Raw genomic sequence first — 3,762 nt, 5'->3', positions numbered from 1 at the left:
ATCCGGCCAAATACGGAAGTTTGTTAGCCGAGGACACGTAAGATAGACCGAGTAAAAATTAACCAAACTATTGCGCCCGCCGGTACAGCTCCGCAGCCCTGTACGAACTCCTCACTAATGGCCCGCCCATAACCCCCTTAAAACCTATAGAAAGGCAATAAGAAGTCATCTCCTCATACCAAGCCGGTTCGGGATATGACTGCACAGGATAATGCAGAGCACTTGGCGCAAGATACTGGCCTAAGGTTAAAAGTTCAACTCCGCATGAGCGCAAATCTTTAAAGGTTTGTTTGAGCTCGGCGTCGCTTTCCCCCAAGCCAACCATAACGCCGCTTTTTGTTATAAGAGAGGGTTTTATTTCCTTGGCTTTCTTAAGCAAATCAAGGGAACGTTCGTAAGAAGCTCCGGGGCGCACAGCTTTAAAAAGCGAAGGCACAGTTTCTATATTATGGCCCAGAACGTCGCAGCCGCTTTCAATTATCAAAGGCAAGTGCTCAAACTTTCCGCCCAAATCGGAAATAAGCGGCTCCACCAGACAAAGCGGATTTTTTTCTTTTACGGCCTTAACCACATTATGGATATGGCGCGCGCCGCCGTCGGGCAGGTCATCGCGGGTGGGCATGGTAAGCACCAAATATTTTATCCTTTGAGCTTGAACCAACTGCGCCGCGCGGGCGGGTTCGTCCTCGGCGGGAGGCAAGGGCTTTGCCTTGCTGACGGCGCAATATTTGCAGGCGCGCGTACACAAACTGCCGAGTATCATTATAGTGGCTTCCCCGTGGCAGAAGCATTCCCCCCTATTGGGGCAGCGGGCTTCCTGGCAAACGGTGGGAAGCAGTTTCAAATCCAGATTTTCCTGCGTTTTCTTGGCGGCGGAGGTATGGTAAGCCGCTTTATTTTTGGCGACCATATCTTTTAGCCATTTAGGTATCTCTCTCATAATAGTATAATTATAATAAATGCGAAGATTTATTACACTCCTGCTTATATTGTTTTTGGCTTTGCCGCTCAGAGCTTCCAAGGAAGCCATAAAAGAAGCGGCGGATTTGTATTTCAATTTTAAACAGCAGGAAGCTTTGGAAAAATTTATAGAACTTTCCAAAGAAACCGGCGAGAGGGACTCTTTTTTGAACGCGGTTTACATCGCGCTTGAACTTGGCCAAACGAGGCTTGCCGTCGATACCGTCAGCATGGCCTTAAAAAAGTTTCCGCTTGATACGGAAGTGCTGGAATTTGCCGGGGAGGCTTACCTCGCCGCGGGATATTACTTAAACGCCGAAAACGTATTCGCCAGGCTTAACGAAAATAACAATAAAACCGCTTTTTACTATATCAGTTTGGCCCGCGCGCAAATGGGTATGGGTCAGTACGATTTGGCAGAAATAAACCTCAAGCAGGCCGCCGCGGGGGATCAGCACACCGCGCTGGCAAACTTTATGCTTGGCGAGCTTTACTCAAAAAAGAAGCAATACCGCAAAGCCGCGGATCACTACAAGAAAGTTTTTGTTTTTGATTCCCAATTTATAGAAGCAAAAGAACGCTACGGCGACATGATGGTTAAACTTAAACGCTTTAAAGAAGCTTACACCAACTATTCCAGCGTGCAGGCGGCGGATTCCACCGACGATAAAGTTAAAGAATCATTGGAAAAACTTAAAGAATTTGCGCCTAAAGAAGAAGTCAATATTCTAAGCATACCGGAAGTCCCAAAGGCGCACACCATAGTCAGGAAGCCGATATCTTTTTACGGGCCTTTGCCGGAAATACGCGTAGGGCTGGGAGCTAAAATCAACGGTGCGCCGGCCCCGGTGCGGAAAGTGCAATTTTCCACTTCGCACAAATTCCGCGCGGAAAATAAGAACGGTAAAATAATCAAAAAAGGTACGGCCAACAAATTTTGGGCTGTGGAAGTGATAAACGGCAAACCTTACTTGGTAGCCCCGAACGGCAAAAAAACGGCGTTTCAGGGCGAAAGCCTCAAAATAATGCAGGATTCCACGGATGAGGCCGGGCACACCACAATATTAAAAAATATGCTGGTGGCCCACGGCACCACTTGGGCCGGGCGCGAAACAAAAGAATACCGCGGGTACATAGAATTTGTCTATAACAAAAACATAGGCGGTTTTATAATAATCAACCATGTAAATATGGAAGAATATGTTTTTGGCGTAATCGCTTCCGAAATGCCGAGCGTATTCCCCATAGAAGCTTTAAAAGTGCAGGCGGTAATAGCAAGAACTTACGCCATAAAAGCTTTGGGCAAACATAAAAAATGGGGATATGACGTATGCGACACTCAAAACTGCCAGGTATACGGCGGAGTTAAGGCCGAACGCGAACGCACAAACGCCGCGGTTGAAGCGACTATGGGATCGGTAATAACCTACGGCGGAAAACCGATAGAGGCGGTGTTTTCCTCCAACTGCGGAGGATATACGCAGAGCAGTAAAGAGGCGGGCTGGTTCGCTCATCCGTATTTAAAACCCGTATCGGATTATAAAGATTTCAGCGAAGATAACCTTCAGCCGTATCATTTTAAGGAGCTTCTGCAACAGCCTCAGCAGGCTTACAGCAAATATTTTAATAACGTCAGCCCGGCGGCTTTCCGCTGGACAAGATATGTAGACGAATCCCGCCTGAGGACGGTTATCAACCGCAAGAAGAAAATAGGCGAAATAAGGGCGATAGTGCCTTTAAACAGAGGACGCTCGGGCTATGTAAACGGCGTTAAAATTATAGGCGCAAAAGGAAGCCTGACGCTTACAAAAGAACACGAAATTAAAAAATATCTCGCACTAGGGCTTTTAAGAAGCACATATTTTACCGTACAGCCCAATTACGAAAACGGCAAGGTAAAATCCTTCATATTTTACGGCGGCGGCTGGGGCCACGGCGTAGGGCTTTGCCAAACGGGCAGCGGCGGAAGGGCCGAAGCCGGGCAGAATTTTGAGGAAATTTTAAAACATTACTACACCGGCACGGAATTAAAAGACATCCGTAAAAAGTAATCCCCCATAAAATTTTACCGTATAGTTATTTGCGGCATACTTCTTGTAGATCAGGCTTTGCCTGACGTTAAAAAGGTGTTTTCATTTTCGTCAGGTAGAACCTGACCTACATTTAAATATAGCATAGCCACTCACAACCCACTAATAAAAACTCAGCGAAAATAAATAAGATAATTGTTGTTTGTAGGTCAGGCTCCGCCTGACGTTAAAGAGGTCTTTTCCTTTGTCAGGTAAAACATGACCTACATGGATACATGGTTTCTAAGCATGACGACTGAAGAGAAAAAAGGGAAGCATTCGGGCAGCAATGACCTGCATTTAACAATATATTCTTTACAACCGTTAAATGAAAAACGGGCGGGATTTTAAAAATCCCGCCCGTATATTTTTAAAACAACTTTTTAGCTGGGGCAAGCCGGTGCGCTGGGGCTTGTGGAGCAAGAGCTCCAAGAGGACCAGCTTCCGTTCCAGCAGAACTGCCTTACTTTGTAGTTGGAACCGGAGCAAGCCGTACCTGTGGAGCTTGTATCCCTTTGCGTGGTTCCTATCGAGCAAGAGCAAGTGGAGCAACCCGACCAAGAACCATAAGTAGTGCCACCGGGTTTTACAGTATTAGTCCTAGTCGCCGTACCGCATTTATTTGAGGCGACTTTATCTTTACACTTGCCGCTTTCCGAGGACGTATAGTAACAGTTGCCAGTATTGGACCAGCTGACGGTACCAGATGCATACGTAGTCTTTGTAGCAGTAC

At 46.6% G+C, this 3,762-nt stretch carries 2 protein-coding genes and 1 pseudogene; 1 reads left to right on the top strand and 2 read right to left on the bottom strand.

The window, feature by feature from the left end; translation table 11 throughout:
• Nucleotides 1–67: 67 nt before the first annotated feature.
• Nucleotides 68–940: a lipoyl synthase gene (gene lipA, locus ACQY26_RS03115; RefSeq protein ID WP_428047632.1), complete on the bottom strand. Its 873-nt coding sequence runs from the start codon at nt 938–940 to the stop codon at nt 68–70.
• A gap of 19 nt (nt 941–959) precedes the next feature.
• On the opposite strand from lipA, the gene ACQY26_RS03110 reads away from it, so the two are divergent.
• Nucleotides 960–3,011, top strand: coding sequence for a SpoIID/LytB domain-containing protein (locus ACQY26_RS03110; protein WP_428047631.1), 2,052 nt, complete (start codon nt 960–962; stop codon nt 3,009–3,011).
• 401 nt (nt 3,012–3,412) lie between these two features.
• Here the strand turns inward: ACQY26_RS03110 and ACQY26_RS03105 are convergent.
• A pseudogene (locus ACQY26_RS03105) lies at nt 3,413–3,762 on the bottom strand (hypothetical protein); the annotation flags it as partial.

The sequence above is a fragment of the Candidatus Proelusimicrobium excrementi genome (assembly GCF_937881865.1).
Classification (GTDB): Bacteria; Elusimicrobiota; Elusimicrobia; order Elusimicrobiales; family Elusimicrobiaceae; genus Proelusimicrobium; species Proelusimicrobium excrementi.
This window is presented reverse-complemented; position numbering and strand designations above follow the sequence as displayed.